Genomic DNA, 14985 nt, shown 5'->3' with positions numbered 1-14985 from the left:
TGCGGGGTCATGACGGAACCCACCCCGCTGCGCGTCGATCTGCTCACCCGCGAGTACCCGCCGGAGGTCTACGGCGGCGCGGGCGTGCACGTCGAGTACCTGGCTCGGGAGTTGCGCAGCCTCGCCGACGTACGGGTGCACTGCTTCGGCCTGCCGCGCACCGAGCCGGGCGTCACCGCGTACGCCGAACCGCCGGGCCTCACCGGCGCGAACGCCGCGCTGCGCACGATGGGTGTGGACCTGGAGATGGCCGCCGGCGCGGCCGGCACCGACGTGGTGCACAGCCACACCTGGTACGCGAACCTGGCCGGCCACACCGCGAAGCTGCTGCACGGGGTGCCGCACGTGGTGACCGCCCACAGCCTGGAGCCGCTGCGGCCGTGGAAGGCCGAGCAGCTCGGCGGCGGTTACGCGCTCTCCTCCTGGATCGAGCGCACCGCGATGGAGGCCGCCGACGCGGTGATCGCGGTCAGCGGCGGGATGCGCAACGACGTGCTCACCGCGTACCCGCAGATCGACCCCGACCGGGTCCGGGTGGTCTACAACGGCATCGACACCGTCCAGTACGCCCCGGATCAGGGCACCGACGTGCTCGACCGGCTCGGCGTCGACCCGTCCCGCCCCAGCGTGGTCTACGTGGGCAGGATCACCCGGCAGAAGGGGCTGCCGTACCTGCTGCGGGCCGCCCGGGAGTTGCCGGCGGACACCCAGCTCGTCCTGCTCGCCGGCGCGCCGGACACCGCCGAGATCGCCGCCGAGGTGGAGGAGTTGGTCGCCGAGCTGCGGGCCAACCGTTCCGGTGTGGTCTGGGTGGCCGAGATGCTGCCCAAGCCCGAGGTGATCCAGGTGCTCACGCACGCCACGGTCTTCGTCTGCCCGTCGGTCTACGAGCCGATGGGCATCGTCAACCTGGAGGCGATGGCCTGCGAGACGGCAGTGGTGGCGACCGCGACCGGCGGCATCCCCGAGGTCGTGGCCGACGACGAGACCGGCCTGCTGGTGCCGATCGAGCAGGCCACCGACGGCTCCGGCACCCCACTGGAGCCGGACCGCTTCGTGGCCGACCTGGCGGCCGCGATCAACACGCTGCTCGCCGACCCGGCGCGCACCGAGCGGTTCGGCCTGGCCGGCCGGCGGCGCGCGGTACAGCACTTCTCCTGGGACGCCATCGCCCGGCAGACCCTGGAGGTCTACCGCTCCGTCGGCGCGGCCTGAGGCAGACGGACGTCAGATCGCCGTGCCCGGCGGAGACTTGAGCAGCGACGTCGCCTCGGCAGCATGACCACCACGCCCGTTCCGTAGCGCGCTGGCCGCGATGCGGATGAGGTCGATGTTGACCCCGGCGGCGCCACTCGGGTCGTGCACCTTCAGCTTCACGTCGAGGCTCACCGCTGTCTCACCCCAACCCTGCGCCTCAAGGTTGAGGTGAGCCACCTTCTGCGACGCGAGATGTGGCAGGTAACCGAGCGGGGCCACCTCGACGCTGTCCGCCTCCGAGAGGGCGTTGAGCTTGGACTGCTTCTTGGTGTTGGGGTTCTCGACCAGGTTGCGGAAGTCCTCGGTGCCGCCCAGATTGACCTGGTAGGAGCTGACCAGCGTCAGGCCGCGCTCCTTCAGGAGCCGCAGCAGCGCGTTGTGCAACACCGAGGTGCCGAACTGGCTCGCCAGGTCGTCGCCGAGCAACGGCAGACCGGCAGCCTCGAAGCTGTCCAGCAGCTGTGGATCGCGGGCGACCGGGTCGGCGGTGGTGTTGATGAAGGCGACGCCCGCCGTGTGGGCCGCCTCGGCGTACGCCCGGGCAGTCTCCGGTCGGCCACTTGGCGCCGAGTAGAGCAGCACCTCCGCCCCTGCCAGCGCCGCTGCCACCCGCTGCACCTCGCTCGCGTCGACGAGGCCCTTCGTGACCGGCACACCCGCTCTGGGCAGGTCGCAGTTCAGCCGGGGGAAGTTGTTGGGCGCCAGGAAGATCGCCTCGGTCAGGTCCCGACCGATCTTCTCCTCGGAGGTGGCGAAGGCCGCCACGATGTCGATGTCCCCCACCCCGAGGCCGTCGATCATCGGCCTGCGGATTCCGACCAGGCTGCCGCCCTGGCGGTAGAGAGCAAGCCCCTGCACCAGTGCGGAGGTGTTGTTACCGACACCGACGACCGCGACCTTCACCCGTTCGATCATGGCGGGAGGCTACGTCACCTCCGGTTCGGCGGTCCGCCCCGGCGAGACCGTCAACGGTGCCGAAAGTTCGGTCACGACGGCCAATCCCCCGAAGGTCCACCGCGCTGACTGGTTCCCCCCGCACCGGCCCGCCACCATCCGCCAGGGAGACCAGGTGGCGGCCGTCAGGCGACACCGAGGGTGGTGGCGAGCTGGACGATGCCGGCGGGCGCGTCGGCGGAGCGCCACACGACGGTGACCAGCTTTCGTACCGCCGGCCGGTCGTGCACCTCACTTCGGGCGGTGCGCTCCGCGTCGAGGACCGCCCGGCCCGCGCGGTGCATCTCGCCGGCCAGGGCGTACACCCGGGCCACATCGAGGAGGTATGCGGCCCGGTGCTCGGGCGACAGGCTCCGCCACTCGTCGCCGGTCACCAGCCGCTCGTGCCGGGCCGTCGCCACGGTGACGTCGCCGAGGGCCGCATCGGCCACCACCCGGGCCGCCTCGACCGCCGCCTGACCGAAACCCCCGACACCGAAGACCGCACCGCCAGAGCCCGAACCCTCGGAGCCAGCACCACCCCCGGAGCCGTCCGGGCCGACGGCTCGGGCGATCATCTCGGCCTGGTCGAGTGACTGACGGGCGACGCGTCCGTCTCCCCCGCCTGCCGCGGCGAGGGCGGCTTGAAGAAGCAGCGTCCCGCGTAGTCCCACGCTGGCTGGGGACACACCGCCGACCCCGTGCGCGCCGATGCGGTCCGCGGCGACGAGCGCGGCGTCCAGCGCGGAGCGCCGTCGACCACGGGACCGCAGGGCCTGACTCAGTGACACGGTGGCGAGGCCGGCCAACTGCGGGTCGTGGGTCGCCAGGGCGGCGGTCATTCCACGGTCGGCGGCCAGCCAGGCCAACTCCCCCTGGTCGACCTTGACCAGCACCAGCGCGACGAGTGCGTACACCGACACGAGCAGCGCGTCCGTCGCGATGGGGCGAGCGGCGTGCGCTTCGCGGACGGCGTCGAGCAGACCGGGCAGCAGTGCCAGCAGGGCCGGGTACCGCGCGTGCCGATAGCTCTGCTCGGCATGCTCCAGCCGAGCAGCCAACTCCTCCACCAGCGGCGGTCGGTCCGCGCCCGGTAGCTGGTAGCGGGCCAGCGCCGTCCGGACCCCGTCCAGCCCGGCAACCGGAGTCGGCCGCGCGGGCCGGGCCGCCAGCAGGACCTCCACGTCGATGCGCAGCGTCTCGGCGACCTCCCGGAGGTTGGACACCCGCTCCAACCGGCGTACCCCACGCTCGACCTTGTCCACCCAACTCTTCGACTTGCCGAGCCGGTCGGCGAACTGCTGCTGCGTCATGTTCCGCCGGACCCGCCACTGCGCGACCCGGCGACCCACCGGCAGCTCGTTCACCGCCGGCCCGTCGCGCTCACCGCAGGACCCCAATCACAACCAGCACGAGTACGACCACCGCGATCGCGATGCCGTAGGCGTACTGCCGCCGGGTGAGCGGCGCCCGCGTCGGCCGGGCTGGAGCGCGCACCCGATCCCCGTCCGGCTGCGGAGGTCGCGCCCCGGCAATGGGGTACGCGGGCGGCAGCGGCCCGTCCGGCAGTCGCTCGTCCAACTGTGCCTCCTCGGGGCGCGACGAATTGATGGGTGATGGAGGTACCGACTGCTGGGAGTGGTTGGTGATGGGGGATGCAGGTCAGAGGCGGTATGACACGGGAAGCCACCCGCCCCTGATGAGGCACTCCGCTGCTGACGAGAGGACCTCCGACATAGTCCAACTTAGGACCCTAAGTAGCCAGGGTCAACACAGGGTCCAGACTGTGTCGCGCGTGGTGAGACTCTGTACAGGCTGACGAGAGGTGGTCCCACCATGCCCCGCAAGCCTGTCTACGAGCAGGTCGTCGATGACATCACGACGTCGATCCGAAGCGGCACCCTCAAGCCCGGCGACAAGCTGCCAACCATCGCTGAACTCGCCCGCCAGTACAACTCGTCCGACAACCCGATCAAGCGGGCTCTGTGGATCTTGGATGAGCGGGGCTGGATCGAGGTGCACCAGGGCAAGGGGTCGTTCGTGGCGCCGAACCCGCCCGCCTGACTCCGTTCTGCCCCTCACCCGGCCTAGATCCACTCGGGTTTCAGGAAACCGTCGCATCTGGGTCGCGCCGACACCGCCGCTGCATGACGCTGGAGTGGCTGTTCGTCAACGCCCGCACCGCCTCGTCGATCATGGAGTTGTGGTGGGTGACGAAGTGCTAGTTATAGCGTCAAAACAGGCACCACAACTCCATGATCGACGGGACCAACCTCGATCTTGCACTTTCTGTCGTCGAAATGCGCGGAATGCTCTTTATATCGCGACAGAAAGTGCAAGATCGCGGAAAGGACGGAGCGAAGGAAGTCCTCCGCCGGCAACGCCTCGTCCAGCTCCTCGATCCGGTCGAAACGGACCGACACCTCGGCGTACACGATGGGGTTGATCACCAGGTTGCCCGCGGCCCCGGGTTTCGGCACCGTGGACTCGAACGATGCGGAGGGCACCGCCCTCCTCGACCACATCAACCTCGTCGCCCTCGTGCAGGTTGTATCGAGCCCGCAGCGCCGCCGGGATCGTCACCTGGCCCTTGCTGTTCAACCGCATGCTCTGCACCTCCGTCACGTAATACTGCCGATACGTGACACTTCTCGACGCGCGGTCTGAGCGATGTCGCCGCGGGGAGCTGGGAGGAGTAGCGGGTGGGGTGCTTGGCCGCGCGCGAACGGATCTCGCGCAGTAGGTTGGCGGGGTGACTGGACGGTTCCCGATCGAAGACGTCTCCCCTGTCGTCTCGTGCGGGCGATACCCGGCCAAGGCGGTGGTCGACGAGCCCGTTCCGGTGTCGGCGCGCGCCTACCGGGAGGGGCACGACGCGCTGGGCTGCAACGTGGTGTGGGCTGGTCCGGACGGCGCGAGCCGGCCGTTCACCCGGATGCGCCCCGGCGAGCCCGGCCAGGACCGCTGGCACGCCACCATCGCACCGGACGCCGTCGGCTCGTGGACCTTCTCCGTCGAGGCGTTCCAGGACCCGTACCTGACCTGGCAGAACGCGGTGACCAAGAAGATCGCCGCCGGGCAGGGGCCGGAGGACCTGGCCAACGACCTGGCCGAGGGCGCGCGGGTGCTCGCCGCCGCCCGGGGCCTCGTGCCGACCGCCGATCGGCCCCGGGTCGCCGACGCGCTCACCGCGCTGGTCGACACCGACCTGCCGCTGGCGCAGCGGGTCGACAGGGCGCTGGCCCTGGCCGACCTGCTCTGGGAGCACCCGGTGCGGGAGCTGGTCACCGCCGGTGACACGTACTCGATCTGGGTTGACCGCAAGCGGGCGCTCTACTCGGCCTGGTACGAGTTCTTCCCCCGCTCCGAAGGAGCGGCAGACGGCCGGTCCGGCACCTTCGCGACCGCCACCGAGCGGCTGCCGGGGGTGGCCGCGATGGGCTTCGACGTGCTCTACCTGCCGCCGATCCACCCGATCGGCCGGGTCAACCGCAAGGGCCCGAACAACGCGCTCACCGCCGGGCCGACCGACGTGGGCTCGCCGTGGGCGATCGGCGCCGCCGAGGGCGGCCACGACACGATCCACCCCGATCTGGGTACGCCGGCGGACTTCCGGGCCTTCATCCAGGCGGCGGCGGCACAGGGCCTGGAAGTGGCGATGGACCTGGCGTTGCAGTGCGCGCCGGACCACCCCTGGGTCACCGAGCACCCGGAGTGGTTCACCACCCGGGCCGACGGCAGCATCGCGTACGCGGAGAACCCGCCGAAGAAGTACCAGGACATCTACCCGGTCAACTTCGACAACGACCCGGAGGGCATCCGGGCCGAGGTGCTGCGGGTGGTGCTGCACTGGGTCGGCGAGGGCATCCGGATCTTCCGGGTGGACAACCCGCACACCAAGCCGTTCGACTTCTGGCACTGGCTGATCGCCGAGGTGAAGGCGGTCGACCCGGACGTGCTGTTCCTGGCCGAGGCGTTCACCCGGCCGGCCATCATGCACGGCCTCGGCAAGATCGGCTTCACCCAGTCGTACACCTATTTCACCTGGCGCACGACGGCGGCCGAGATGCGGGCGTACTGCGAGGAGCTGATCGAGGCGGCCGACTACATGCGGCCGAACTTCTGGCCGAACACCCCGGACATCCTGCACGAGTCGCTGCAGCACGGCGGCCCACCGATGTTCAAGATCCGGGCGGTGCTGGCCGCGCTGCTCTCCCCCTCCTGGGGCCTGTACGCGGGCTACGAGCTGTTCGAGCACGTGGCCCGACCGGGCGCCGAGGAGTACCTGGACAACGAGAAGTACCAGCTGCGACCCCGGGACTGGGCCGGCGCCGAGGCGCAGGGCCGCTCGCTGGCGCCGTTCCTGGCCACCCTCAACCGGGTACGCCACCACAACCCGGCCCTGCACCAGCTCCGCAACCTGCGCTTCCACGAGATCGACAACCCGGCGCTGCTCTGCTGGTCGAAGCACGACCCGGAAACGGGCAACACCGTCATCGTGATCTGCTCGTTCGACCCGCGCGTCGTGCAGTGGGGCAACACCACCCTCGACATGCCGGCGCTCGGCTTCGACTGGCACGAACGGTTCACGGTGCACGACGAGCTGACCGGCACCAGCTACGACTGGGGTCAGCGCAACGCGGTACGGCTCGACCCGTACCTGCAACCCGCGCACGTGTTGACAGTGCGTCGCCCGACCCCGCCGACCCCGCCGGAGCCGGCGGGCGCCGAGCCGGCCGACCTCACCGTCGCCGAGGTGCCGGACGACCTTTCCGGCGGCACCGCGCCGACAGCTCCCGTCCCGACACCTCCTGCGCCGACACCTCCTGCGCCGACAGCTCCTGCGCCGACAGCTCCTGCACCGACGCCTCCTGCTCCGGCGCCTCCTGCGTCGACAGCTGCCGCGTCGACAGCTCCCGTTCCGACTCCGCCCCGCCGGTCGGGCCCGGTTCCGACCCCACCGCGCCGAGCGGCCACCCGCCCGTCCGCCCCCGTACCGACCGACGCCGCTCCGAAGGACGACCGATGGACCAGCTGATCTCCGGCGCGACGCACGACCCGCACGCGCTGCTCGGCGCGCACCCCGCCGACGGCTCGACGACGATCCGCACGATGCGCCGGGGCGCCGGCGACGTCGCCCTGATCGTCGGCGACGAGCGGCACCCGATGAAGCGGGTGCACGACGTGGGTGTCTTCGAGGCGCAGGTCGACGGCACCGTGCTCGACTACCGGGTGGAGGTCGACGGCACCGCCCACGACGACCCGTACCGCTACCCGCCGACCCTCGGTGAGCTGGACCTGCACCTGATCCGCGAGGGCCGGCACGAGCGACTGTGGGAGGCGCTCGGCGCCCGGGTCTTCGACGAGGGCGTGGCGTTCAGCGTCTGGGCGCCCAACGCCCGTGGGGTGCGGGTGATCGGCGACTTCACCGGCTGGGGTCCCGACGACGGCTGGCCGATGCGGTCGCTCGGCTCCAGCGGGGTGTGGGAGCTGTTCGTCCCCAACGCCCGGGCCGGGGCCCGCTACAAGTACCGGGTGCTGGGCGCCGACGGGCAGTGGCGGGACAAGGCCGACCCCCTCGCCGCGTACGCCGAGGTGCCGCCGGCCACCGCCTCGGTGGTGCACCACTCGACGTACCGGTGGGACGACGCGGACTGGCTGGCCCGGCGGGCCGAACGACAGCCGCACCAGGAACCGATGAGCGTCTACGAGGTGCACCTTGGTTCGTGGCGGCCCGGCCTGGGCTACCGCCAACTGGCCGAGCAACTCACCGCGTACGTGACCGAACTGGGCTTCACGCACGTGGAGTTCCTGCCGGTGATGGAGCACCCGTTCGGCGGCTCCTGGGGCTACCAGGTGACCGGCTACTACGCGCCGACCTCCCGATTCGGCGACCCGGACGAGTTCCGCCACCTCGTCGACCGGCTGCACGCCGCCGGCATCGGCGTACTCCTGGACTGGGTGCCCGCGCACTTCCCGAAGGACGAGTGGGCCCTCGCGCGCTTCGACGGCACCCCGCTCTACGAGCACCCCGACCCGCGGCGCGGCGAGCACCCCGACTGGGGCACGTACGTCTTCGACTTCGGCCGCAACGAGGTACGCAACTTCCTGGTCGCCAACGCGCTCTACTGGTGCGACCAGTTCCACGTCGACGGGCTGCGGGTCGACGCGGTCGCCTCGATGCTCTACCTGGACTACTCCCGCAACCACGGCGAGTGGGCCCCGAACAAGTACGGCGGCCGGGAGAACCTGGAGGCCATCGCGCTCATGCAGGAGGTGAACGCGACCGTCTACAAGCACCACGCCGGCGTCGTCATGATCGCCGAGGAGTCCACCGCCTGGCCGGGCGTCACCCGCCCCACCGCCGACGGCGGGCTGGGCTTCGGGTTCAAGTGGAACATGGGCTGGATGCACGACACCCTGCTCTACACCTCGAAGGACCCGATCTACCGCCAGCACCACCACCACCAGCTCACCTTCTCCCTGGCGTACGCCTGGAGCGAGAACTACGTGCTGCCGATCAGCCACGACGAGGTGGTGCACGGCAAGGGCTCACTGGCCGGCAAGATGCCCGGTGACACCTGGCAGCGGCTGGCGAACGTGCGGGCGCTGCTGGCGTACATGTGGGCCCACCCCGGCAAGCAACTGCTCTTCATGGGCTCCGAACTGGCCGACGACCGGGAGTGGAGCGAGGAGCGCGGCCTCGACTGGTACCTGCTGCACGACCCGGCCCGCGCCGGCGTGCAACGACTCGTCGGTGACCTCAACCGGGTCTACCGGGAAACTCCGGCGCTCTGGGCCCAGGACACCGAGCCGGCCGGGTTCCGCTGGATCGCCGGCGACGACGTCGCCAACAACACCGTGTCGTTCGTCCGGATCGCCCCGGACGGCTCGACGCTGGTGTGCGTGGCGAACTTCTCCGCCCAGCCACTGCACGACTACCGGATCGGCCTGCCGGCCGGCGGGACGTGGACCGAGGTGCTCAACACCGACGCCCACCACTACGGCGGTTCCGGGGTGGGCAACATGGGTGCGGTGCACGCCGAGGACGTGCCGTGGCACGGAATGGTCGCCTCGGCGGCCCTCCAGGTCCCCCCGCTCGGTGCCATCTGGCTCCGCCAGGGCTGACCCGTGCCGCCACCGGCACCGGCCGAACACCCGGCCGGCCTGGACCGTGGCGACGACAAGCTCGGGGGAAAGAGCCTTACGGCAGATATGTCTCTCGCTGTACTAGCGTTGGTGGTGTGAACAGTCGTCCTGCGAGGTATGAGCCGTTGACGATGGCGCGTATGGGCGTCCTGCTCGTCGGCCGCGACGACACACAACGGTGGCGTCTGGTGGCGGAGTTCCTGGAGGAGTATGGCTGGGAACCGCCCGAGCGCCGCGTTGACCTGCTCACCCAAGAGCCACCGTCTACGGGTGACGAGCGTTGGGACGTGTTCCTTGCGGCAATGACGGAGCACCTTGCCGCCAAGGACGGGTGTGGCGCGCCTGCGTGGGTTGAGCGGCGGACGCTGCGGCGGTTCTGGTTCCCCTTCAACACGCCCGCTGCCCGGGTCGACGCGGTCGTTCACGCGCCTGCGGCGTTCCGGCGGCGAGGCGTGTTCGTCTCTCCGCAGGAGTTGAAAGTCGCATGAGCCTCGACGACCCCCTGCTGGATCGGGCGGCGATCGAAAACGCCCTACGCAGACTCGGCGACCGGTTAGCCAAGAGAGGTGTGGTCGCTGACCTGTACATCTTTGGCGGGGCTGCCATGGCGCTGGCATACGACGCGCGGCGAGCAACCCGGGACATCGACGCGGTGTTCCAACCACACGGCATCGTGCTCGATGAAGCGCGGGCTGTCGCGGATGAACTCGGCCTACCGCATTGGTGGCTGAACGAACAAGCCAGCGCATACGTCGCCGCCGGGGGCGACGCAGCAGCGCCGCGCGTCTTCGACCACCCAGGCCTACGGGTCTCGGCAGCGTCCCCGGAACACCTGCTCGCCATGAAAGTGCTCGCCGCGCGACGTCGGGACGCCGAAGACATCCGATTCCTGGTGGAGCATCTCGAGTTGACCACTACCGAGCAGGTGCTCAGCCTCTGTGCCGAGATCTTCCCTGAAGAAGAGGTGCCAGGCCGGGCAAGACTCGTGCTTGAGGACGTGTTCGAAGGCCGGTAACTCGTCTTCGTGGCCAACGGGCGTGGTCAGACCAGGCCGGCGTCGCGCAGCAGCTGCCACAGGCCGGCGCCGTCCGGGGCGGAGAGCCACTTCTGCCCCACCGGTCCCGCCGACGACGCACCTGCCGGGGCAGGCAGGCTACCGGCCAGCACCGACTGCGTCGGGGAGAGCCGACGGATCGCCACCCCGGCGACGTTCTCCGGGTGGGCGGCGGCGAACTCGCGGTAGATCTCCTGGTCGTGCTGCCCGTCGTCGCCCACCAACAGCCACTTCACGTCGGGAAACTCCTTGGCCATCCGGGCCAGGGTGACCCGCTTGTGCTCCCGCCCGCTGCGGAACCACCGGTCGGCGGTCGGACCCCAGTCGGTGAGCAGCAGCGGCCCGGCCGGATAGAGGTGCCGGGACAGGAAGCGGGTCAGCGTGGGCGCCACGTTCCAGGCCCCGGTGGAGAGGTAGAACACCGGTGCGCCGGGGTGCGCGGTGACCAGCCGCTCGTAGAGCACCGCCATGCCGGGCACCGCGTTGCGGGCGTGCTCGTCGAGCACGAACGTGTTCCATGCGGCGAGCAGCGGCCGGGGCAGCGCGGTCACCATCACCGTGTCGTCGATGTCGGAGATGATGCCGAACTTGACCTCCGGGTCGAGGATGCGCACCGGGGCGTCGACCGGCTCGGCGTCCGGGACACTGAGCCGGACCGTACCCCAACCGGGCGGCAGGTCCGCCTCGACCAGGGTGTCGACGAAGCCGCTGCGGTCGGCCCGCGTCTCGTGCCGCACCCCGCCGGCCTCGATGGTCACCGTGACGTGCTTGTTCGGCAGCGTCGTGAAGCTGCGCCAGCCGCGAACCTTGTCCAGCCGACCCCGCTGGCGGGTGTCCGGACGGCCCAGCAGCACCCGACACATCACGCGCACCCAACCCGGCGCGCCGTAGCCGGTGTACGCGACGATGTTGACCCGCCAGCCGGTGCGCCGCAGCCGGCGCTCGACGAGCTGGTGAACGGCGTCCTCGATCCGCGCAGCCCGGTGCAGGTTCGGAACGGCCAGTTGGCCGGCGGGAGTGGGTGGCACGCGCCAACCCTGCCACACGTCGACAGCCACGGCCACGCGAGCCGAGCCCGGCAGCGCGCTGCGGCCCGGCCACCGTGGAGACGATCCAGCCCCACCCCGGCTACGCCGATCCACCTCGGCGACCCGGCCGAACGTGAAACACTCCGGTCGGGACGACGACGGGGGCGTTGGTCGTGTCGCATCCAGAGCACCACCGTGGGCGATGGCGCCCGCGACTCGATCGGCCGGCGCTCGTCGCGCTGCTGTTCGGGCTCGCCGGTGTCGTCTACCGGCTGGTCCTGACGCTGTTCACGGTGCCGGTGTCGAACAGCGACGAGGCGACCTTCGGGCTCGCCGCGCTGCACATCGGGCAGGGCCGGGAACACCCGGTCTTCCTCTACGGCCAGCACTACATGGGGATGCTGGAGTCGTACCTGGCCGCTCCCCTGGTGGCGGTGGCCGGGCCGAGCTGGCCGGTGCTGCGCCTGCCGATGCTCGCCCTGTACGCGATCTTCCTCTACCTGATCCACCGGTTGACCCGTCGGCTCGGCACCCCGTGGTTCGCCGCCTTCGTGGTGGGTCTGCTCGCGCTCGGGCCGGAGCGGGTGGTGCGCGACCAGCTCACCGTCGTCGGTGGGCGGCCGGAGGTGAAGCCGGCGGTGCTGCTGATGCTGTTGATCACAGTGGGGTTGGCGGCCGGCACTGTCCACCGCCGACGGCTCGCGATCGGTCTGTTCGGGCTGCTCGTCGGACTGGCCGTCTGGTCGGACTGGCTGATCCTGCCGTACCTCGCGGTGGCCGGGTTGGCACTGGTCTGGGCGGTACGGCGGGAGTTGCTCGGCTGGTCCGGTCTGATGCTGGTGGCGGGGGTGGTCGTCGGTGTGGCCCCGATGATCGTGGACAACCTGCGGGCCGGGCCCGGTGAGGACTCGCTGTCGGTGTTCCGGGAGATCAGCACCAAGGCCGGGCCGCAGCCGCCGTGGTCCGACCGGATCCGGGGCGGCCTGCTGGAGGGGGTGCCGCTGGCGCACGGGCTCTGCCCGGTGGACGGCTGCGGACGCTGGCAACAGTGGTTCGGCGTGCTGTACCCGGTGCTGCTGCTGGCCGGCGCGGCACTCGCTGTGCTCGCGTACCGTCGCGCCGTCGGGGCGCCCCACGGGGAGCGGGTCGGACGCGGGGCCGGGGCGCTGCGTGGGGAGCGGGTCGGGCCGGTCGTGCAGCTCGCGCTGATCGCCGGCGCGGCGTTGACACTGCTGTCGTACGTGCGCAGTCCGCTCGCCGCGACCAGCCCGCTGGACAACGCCCGCTACCTGTCGGTGCTGCAACTGTCGCTGCCGGCGGTGCTCTGGCCGCTCTGGGTGGCGGCGCTCACCGCCTGGCGGGGCACCAGCAGCGTGCTGGGACGGCTCACCGGCGCGCTGTCCGCCGCCGTGCTGGCCGCACTGACCGCGACCACCCTGGTGATCACCGTGCTGTTCGCGGCCACCGGCACCGCGGCGTCGCGGACCGAGGAGCGCCAGGCCCGGGAGTTGGCCGCCGCCCTACGCGCCGACGGACCCCACGAGGTGTACGGGGACTACTGGACCTGCAACCGATTGATCTTCAACACGGATGAGTCGGTGGTCTGCGGGGTGCTCGACGGGGACCTGTCGCCGGGACAGAACCGCTACCGGCCGTACTGGCGGCAGGTGGGGCGAGCCGAGCGGCCGGGCTACGTGGTGGAGATCGACTCGCCGATGGACCGGCGGCTGCGCCGGCTGCTCGCCGACCGGGCCGACACCGCGCCGGCGCGGGAGGTCGGCGGCTATCGCGTGTACCACCCCGACACCCCGGTGCGGCCCTGGCGGTAGGGGCTGGTCGTACGCTGGCCGGGCCGGCGCGTGGGCGCCGCAGTTTCGCCCGTCGAGGAGACCCATGCTCATCCTGTTGCCGCCCTCGGAGGGGAAGGCCGACGCCGGCACCGGACGGCGTTGGGCCCCGGACCGGCTCTCGCTGCCCGAGCTGAACCCGGCCCGCCAGCGGGTGCTGGACGCCCTTGTGGCGCTGAGCGCCGGGCCGGACGAGGAGGCCGCGCGGGCGGCGCTCGGCCTCAGCGAGGGCCAGCGGGGCGAGCTGCGGCGCAACGCCCGACTGCGGGAGGCTGCCACCGCGCCGGCCGAGCGGCTCTACACCGGGGTGCTCTACGAGGCGTTGGACCTGGCCTCGTTGCCGGCCACGGCGCAACGGGCGGCCCGCCGGTCGATCCTGATCAGCTCCGGGTTGTGGGGCGCGGTCCGGTTGGCCGACCGGATCCCGCCGTACCGCTGCCCGATCGGCGCCCGCCTGCCCGACGTCGGGGCGCTGTCGACGTACTGGCGCAGGGAGCTGACGCCGGCGGTGGACGGCGCCGCCGGGCGCGGCCCGGTGCTGGACCTGCGCTCGGGCGCGTACGCCGCCACCTGGACGCCGCGCGGTGAGCTGGCCGAGCGCACGGTCACCGTGCGGGTTCTGCACGAACGGGAGGTCGACGGCGTGCCGGTCCGCTCGGTGGTCAGTCACTTCAACAAGGCGACAAAGGGGCGTCTGGTCCGGGACCTGCTCGTCGCCGGCGCCCGGCCGCGCACCGCCGCGGAGCTGGTGGGCGCCCTGCGGGAGTTGAAGCACACAGTGCTGGAGCACGACACCGCCGCGGGCCGGGTGCGCCAGCTGGATCTGGTGGTCACCGACCTGTAGGGGCACCGCAGCCGCAAGATTTGCTCAAGGCTGGGCCGGACCGGTTCCGTAACGGCGTGCCAGGGGCCACGGTAGGGCAACCCAGACTCCGACAAGGGAGCCTCCGTTGACCCACGAACCCGCAGTGCTCGACCGGCCCCACACCCCGACCGCCCCGTCCCCGCTGGGCTGGCTGACACTGGGCGACGCGTTCGAGGCTGCCTGCCTGCTGCGTTGCACACCACCACCGACCGCCGCCCGGCCCAGCGCGGTCCGTGCCGAGCACACAGCCGGGGTGGAGTTCAACCGGGAGGACGCCGCGCAGCGGATGCGGCAACTGCTCAACCGGCTCGACATCCCGGTCACCCACGAGGTGGCCGTCGGTGGCCTGCGTCGCCGCTACGAGCTGCACCGGCTGTGGGTGCCCCGGGAGCACCAGGGCGCGTACACCCGGATGTTGGACGCGGGCTGGTGGCAGGGGCGACGCGAGCTGCTCGGCGGGCCGCTGCCTGGCGCCTCACCGGCCCGTCGGCGGTTGGTGACCCGCCTGGCGGAGGCGGCCTGGCGTTCGGCGTTGCTGGCCGCCGGGCGGCACGTCCGCCGGCACATCCTCGGTGTCCGGCTCACCGACCGGGAGCTGGCCGCGGTGCTGATCCGGGGCGCGGCCGTGCTCGACGTGCCGGCCCGGCTCCGCCCCGGCACCGGTTGCTTCCTGGTCAGCGTGGCCGACGGCGCGGACCGGCAACGGATCCTGCGCAGCGCGGCGTTGGAGCCGGCGCGCGGGCCGATGGCGGAACCCGGGACGGCGCCCGGGGTGACCCCGGCGTCGGCACGGGGCGCGGGCGTGGCGCCGGCAGGTCGCGCCGCCTGCTGAGCGGGTTCCGACCGTCCGGG

14 protein-coding genes and 1 pseudogene are annotated in these 14985 nt (G+C 71.5%); 9 read left to right on the top strand and 6 right to left on the bottom strand.

Features of this window, described 5'->3' with window-relative positions; all coding sequences use genetic code 11:
- Positions 1-9: 9 nt before the first annotated feature.
- Positions 10-1215, top strand: coding sequence for a glycogen synthase (glgA, locus tag PSH03_RS01975; protein ID WP_238688069.1), 1206 nt, complete (start codon positions 10-12; stop codon positions 1213-1215).
- A 12-nt stretch (positions 1216-1227) separates the two neighbouring features.
- Here the strand turns inward: glgA and PSH03_RS01970 are convergent, their stop codons facing one another.
- The 3 genes from PSH03_RS01970 to PSH03_RS01960 form a co-directional block, all read right to left on the bottom strand.
- Positions 1228-2172 carry an inositol-3-phosphate synthase gene (locus PSH03_RS01970; protein WP_238688068.1) on the bottom strand — a complete coding sequence of 315 codons (945 nt, stop codon included), beginning with the start codon at positions 2170-2172 and terminating at the stop codon, positions 1228-1230.
- Positions 2173-2336: 164 nt separating this feature from the next.
- Complete coding sequence (locus PSH03_RS01965; RefSeq protein WP_238688067.1) at positions 2337-3557, bottom strand: helix-turn-helix domain-containing protein; 1221 nt, start codon at positions 3555-3557, stop codon at positions 2337-2339.
- A 16-nt stretch (positions 3558-3573) separates the two neighbouring features.
- Positions 3574-3771, bottom strand: a complete 198-nt coding sequence (locus PSH03_RS01960) for a hypothetical protein (RefSeq protein ID WP_238688066.1) — start codon at positions 3769-3771, stop codon at positions 3574-3576.
- Positions 3772-4026: 255 nt separating this feature from the next.
- On the opposite strand from PSH03_RS01960, the gene PSH03_RS01955 reads away from it, so the two are divergent.
- Complete coding sequence (locus PSH03_RS01955; protein ID WP_112731238.1) at positions 4027-4254, top strand: winged helix-turn-helix domain-containing protein; 228 nt, start codon at positions 4027-4029, stop codon at positions 4252-4254.
- A 161-nt stretch (positions 4255-4415) separates the two neighbouring features.
- On the opposite strand, the gene PSH03_RS32745 is transcribed toward PSH03_RS01955, so the two are convergent.
- The gene (locus tag PSH03_RS32745; RefSeq protein WP_238688100.1) at positions 4416-4697 is read right to left on the bottom strand and encodes a hypothetical protein; all 282 of its coding nucleotides are present in this window, start codon (positions 4695-4697) and stop codon (positions 4416-4418) included.
- A gap of 34 nt (positions 4698-4731) precedes the next feature.
- Positions 4732-4797: pseudogene (locus PSH03_RS32740) on the bottom strand (AbrB/MazE/SpoVT family DNA-binding domain-containing protein); the annotation flags it as partial.
- A gap of 145 nt (positions 4798-4942) precedes the next feature.
- Between PSH03_RS32740 and PSH03_RS01940 the strand changes: the two are divergent.
- The 4 genes from PSH03_RS01940 (at position 4943) to PSH03_RS01925 (ending at position 10354) form a co-directional block, all read left to right on the top strand.
- Positions 4943-7228: an alpha-1,4-glucan--maltose-1-phosphate maltosyltransferase gene (locus tag PSH03_RS01940; RefSeq protein WP_238688065.1), complete on the top strand. Its 2286-nt coding sequence runs from the start codon at positions 4943-4945 to the stop codon at positions 7226-7228.
- A complete protein-coding gene (gene glgB / locus PSH03_RS01935; RefSeq protein ID WP_238688064.1) occupies positions 7216-9318 on the top strand; it encodes a 1,4-alpha-glucan branching protein GlgB in 2103 nt (700 codons plus the stop codon). Before PSH03_RS01940 ends, glgB begins: the two co-directional genes overlap by 13 nt.
- A gap of 161 nt (positions 9319-9479) precedes the next feature.
- On the top strand, positions 9480-9827 hold the full coding sequence (locus PSH03_RS01930) for a hypothetical protein (protein ID WP_210781327.1): 348 nt from the start codon (positions 9480-9482) through the stop codon (positions 9825-9827).
- On the top strand, positions 9824-10354 hold the full coding sequence (locus PSH03_RS01925) for a DUF6036 family nucleotidyltransferase (RefSeq protein WP_210781326.1): 531 nt from the start codon (positions 9824-9826) through the stop codon (positions 10352-10354). The genes PSH03_RS01930 and PSH03_RS01925 overlap by 4 nt, the downstream gene beginning before the upstream one ends.
- Positions 10355-10380: 26 nt before the next feature.
- Here the strand turns inward: PSH03_RS01925 and PSH03_RS01920 are convergent, their stop codons facing one another.
- Positions 10381-11421, bottom strand: a complete 1041-nt coding sequence (locus tag PSH03_RS01920) for an App1 family protein phosphatidate phosphatase (RefSeq protein WP_210781325.1) — start codon at positions 11419-11421, stop codon at positions 10381-10383.
- A gap of 173 nt (positions 11422-11594) precedes the next feature.
- Between PSH03_RS01920 and PSH03_RS01915 the strand changes: the two genes are divergently transcribed.
- The 3 genes from PSH03_RS01915 to PSH03_RS01905 all read left to right on the top strand — a co-directional run bounded on the left by PSH03_RS01915 (position 11595) and on the right by PSH03_RS01905 (position 14965).
- On the top strand, positions 11595-13250 hold the full coding sequence (locus tag PSH03_RS01915; RefSeq protein ID WP_238688063.1) for an ArnT family glycosyltransferase: 1656 nt from the start codon (positions 11595-11597) through the stop codon (positions 13248-13250).
- A gap of 64 nt (positions 13251-13314) precedes the next feature.
- The gene (gene yaaA, locus PSH03_RS01910) at positions 13315-14112 is read left to right on the top strand and encodes a peroxide stress protein YaaA (RefSeq protein ID WP_238688062.1); all 798 of its coding nucleotides are present in this window, start codon (positions 13315-13317) and stop codon (positions 14110-14112) included.
- Between the two features lie 106 nt (positions 14113-14218).
- Positions 14219-14965, top strand: coding sequence for a hypothetical protein (locus PSH03_RS01905; protein WP_238688061.1), 747 nt, complete (start codon positions 14219-14221; stop codon positions 14963-14965).
- Positions 14966-14985 lie beyond the last annotated feature (20 nt).

This window comes from Micromonospora salmantinae, from assembly GCF_022230905.1.
Lineage (GTDB): Bacteria > Actinomycetota > Actinomycetes > Mycobacteriales > Micromonosporaceae > Micromonospora > Micromonospora salmantinae.
This window is presented reverse-complemented; position numbering and strand designations above follow the sequence as displayed.

Excerpts from the sequence above, each read along its gene's own strand:
- PSH03_RS01930 (WP_210781327.1), top strand. The coding sequence starts at position 9,480 with ATGGGCGTCCTGCTCGTCGGCCGCGACGACACACAACGGTGGCGTCTG.
- yaaA (WP_238688062.1), top strand. The coding sequence starts at position 13,315 with ATGCTCATCCTGTTGCCGCCCTCGGAGGGGAAGGCCGACGCCGGCACC.
- glgB (WP_238688064.1), top strand. The coding sequence starts at position 7,216 with ATGGACCAGCTGATCTCCGGCGCGACGCACGACCCGCACGCGCTGCTC.
- PSH03_RS01925 (WP_210781326.1), top strand. The coding sequence starts at position 9,824 with ATGAGCCTCGACGACCCCCTGCTGGATCGGGCGGCGATCGAAAACGCC.
- glgA (WP_238688069.1), top strand. The coding sequence starts at position 10 with ATGACGGAACCCACCCCGCTGCGCGTCGATCTGCTCACCCGCGAGTAC.
- PSH03_RS01970 (WP_238688068.1), bottom strand. The coding sequence starts at position 2,172 with ATGATCGAACGGGTGAAGGTCGCGGTCGTCGGTGTCGGTAACAACACC.
- PSH03_RS01955 (WP_112731238.1), top strand. The coding sequence starts at position 4,027 with ATGCCCCGCAAGCCTGTCTACGAGCAGGTCGTCGATGACATCACGACG.